Annotated in this window: 1 protein-coding gene; it reads right to left on the bottom strand. The window is 31.5% G+C overall.

What is annotated here, in order from left to right:
• Positions 1–547: 547 nt before the first annotated feature.
• On the bottom strand, positions 548–3,187 hold the full coding sequence (locus tag D479_RS19220; RefSeq protein WP_039871911.1) for an AAA family ATPase: 2,640 nt from the start codon (positions 3,185–3,187) through the stop codon (positions 548–550).
• Positions 3,188–3,220 lie beyond the last annotated feature (33 nt).

Here is a 3,220-nt window from a genome sequence, read left to right as displayed (position 1 = left end):
ACTTTTGGGGACTGGTTATAATTCTTGTGTTTTATTTTACTGGGGCATAGAAAGGTTATATCTTTTTTTGATGAATAACATCTTTTCAACCAAGGGTTGGAGGAAAGGTTACATCATGCCGCCCATGGATTCACCTTTATTAATAGAGAAAAATAACATGCTAATCAATTGAGAAAATCAATTTTCCTTAGCTCATGGCACTTACTTAGTATATTAAAACATTAACAAAAATGAGCAAGAGTATGTCATTCAGTATGTCATCAATCAAACTAGTTCTGACTAATAAAACACAAGTTCATTTCCAGTATCAATCAAAATTTCCTGTCGGAACACCTACTTCACTTAACAAGTTATATAATCGTGAAACACTTTGCTAATCCTAAGGTAAGTATTTCAATTCCCTATAATGAAGCACTCTTCTTACTTTACTGTAACTCTTACAGAAGAGAGAGAAAATATACGAGATTATGCGAAGATTCTTCAAATAAATTGTCGGAGTATCAATTTATCGCATATTGGGCTGGAAAATCTAAGCATTTACAAAGAATTAGTTACTCATTATACATTCATCCAAATTCACTAATAGTGAATAAATCTCTTTAACTATTCCTTGATTAAATTCGGTATTCATAACGTTATCATGTGTGCCCTTATTTAAATATTCCCATTCTATTCGATGTTTATATTTATCACCAATTAATTCTCCTAAAAGACGCTCTTCTTCTGAATACTCACCATTAGTTTGCTTTATTGCTTTCTTTAAAGATTGTGCTATTTTCATTAAATCAGGCGCACCATTTGGATGTTTTAATTTTACAGATACCTCAATGTTATACTTTTTGGAAATTCTTTTCCAAAGTCTGTGCAATAAGCTTTCCAACGCTCTTCTACAATTAGCCAGGCAATCTCTAAATTGATTTTCATGTAATCTATCTTGAGCAATTATCAAGTAGTTCCGTGAAGTATCTTGTCTTACAGAAATTTTGTTTCTATCATCGATTTTTAAGAAATCAAATCTATTCACTAAATTATTATATTTTTTATTTTGTATATTATTATCTAACTCTTTAACGAATTCTTCGCCATGAGTTGTGATAACAAGTTGTTTCTCACCTATTATTTCATCCTCCAAAATTGTTTCTACTATTCCCCTTCTATGTTCATCATCAATTGCATTTACAACATCATCAAATATGATAAACGGCAGTTCATCATTTATATTTTTTGCGAGTAATATGGCTAGCCCTAAACACCTCAAGTGACCTTCACTTAAAACATGAAGAGCATCTATTTGTTCTTCGCCGTTGCAGGAAATCTCTATTTTTCCTCCTGTGTTTTCAGGCAATTTAAGCTTCGTCAGCAAATCAGATGGGTGATCATACCTATTGATAGCATTATAAATTTCTAAGGTATTTTTATTCAAGTCTTTAGCAAGTTGGCTAGGCAGACGTAAGTTAAACTCAACTAGTTTGTTTCTAAATAATTTATAAGCTTCACTAAATTTAATATTCCTTTCTACAACCAACCGTTCGTTTTCCACCTCTTTAATCAAGTCCTGATTTTCTTTCTCAAATTCCTGAACTTTACTTAAAGCATTTGTTTTGTTAACTATTAACCGTTCGTTTTCAGCATTTATTTTTGCGATTTCTTCCAGATTATTATTGTGACTTCTATTTTCGGATTCTAGTTTTTCTTTCCGTGCACTAACCTTATCTACCTCGGTGTTATAATCAATAATCATCGTCTTTAACATCTCAAAATCTTGATAGTATTCCTCGATTTCGCTGGCTAGTCCTAATAAATTCTTCTCATCACTTTTAACTTCAGAAACTTTTTCAGAAAGCATCTCCAATACTTCTTTCTTTTGGAAGTCGTGAGCTTTTGCAACATTATCAATTTGAATTAATGTATTACTCAGCTTATGTAGTCCCTTGGCAATCTCTTTATCTAATACTTCTTTTCTTTTCTCCATCTCAATAATTTCTTTGAAACTATCAATCTTTACTCTTGCATTATTATAAGGATCAACTGGCACTAATAACTTTCCATCCCTATAAACCTGAGACTGCCAAGCAGGACAATTATTATCGAAGTGTACCTCATTTTCCAAAATTGCATTGTATAATTCTTTTAAAGATAAGTCCTCTTTAGACCCTCTAATACTTAAATTAATTGTTTCACGCTCACTAACTTTATCTTTAAAGTCGTTTAATAAATCCCAAAGTTCTTCATTATTTGGGGTGTTTGTTTTCTTCATTAACTCTAACTCTGCGATTTCTTTATTATTCCTTTGTATAATTCCTTCGCTTTCCCCATTAATTTTTTCTTTTAATGCTACTAAAGTTTCTACTCCTGGGTATTTCTTTAGCAACTCCCCTTCTCTATCTTGGATTTGATTTCTTTTTTCAGGAAACTCTTCTAATTCTGTTTGAAACCTTTCGATTTGTTTCTGTCGCTCTTTTAACCTTTTCTCTTTCTCTCCTTCACAGTCCATATAATTTTCAATGCTATCATTGAAGTTTCTCACAAAATTATTGAATTCTTCTAAACCAAACAAAGTTGCAAGTCTTTGTTGTTGTGTTTGAGGTGTATTAGCTGCTACCCTCGCGAACCCTTCTATACGATTCCTTTCTATAAAACAAAATTCGTAAGCTTGCAAGTTAGGTTTGATCTTAACTTGTTCATCTCTATTATTCACTCCATATAAAACAGGATTTTCCCCTTTTTGAGTATATGCATTTTGAATATACTTCTTAATTGTAATTCTTTTATTTTCCGCTTCGTATATAGTATTTAAAAGTGAGTATTCTAGCGCTTCACACATACTAGATTTCCCAGTACCATTCGGTCCATAAATAAACACATAAGATTTTCCTAAGTCAAAACTAACGTTATCGGTAAAGCCTCGAAAGTTTTTTACAGATAACTTGGATAATTGCTTTATATTTTGATCATCATTACTTACTTCTATTCTTTCAAAAGATTTATCACTATCTTGATTAAATCTATCATCCAAAAGGTTGACTATCGCCTTCGCCCTATTCCCTCTTGCGCTAGTTTTAGATTCAACAAAATCAAAAGAATTTAATATTAAGCTAGCTATCTTTCTTTCATCTTCATTAAAGTGCGAATCGTATTCCTTTAGAAAGTTCTTATACTCTTGCAATGCTTTATAGATAATAAACACCCCTAAACATGTATTGTGTATAGGTTAATTTTA

The organism is Halobacillus sp. BAB-2008, assembly GCF_000328325.1.
In the GTDB taxonomy this organism is placed as follows: Bacteria; Bacillota; Bacilli; order Bacillales; family Halobacillaceae; genus Halobacillus.
The sequence above is the reverse complement of the archived record's forward strand: the minus strand, read 5'-3'. Positions and strand labels throughout refer to the sequence as shown.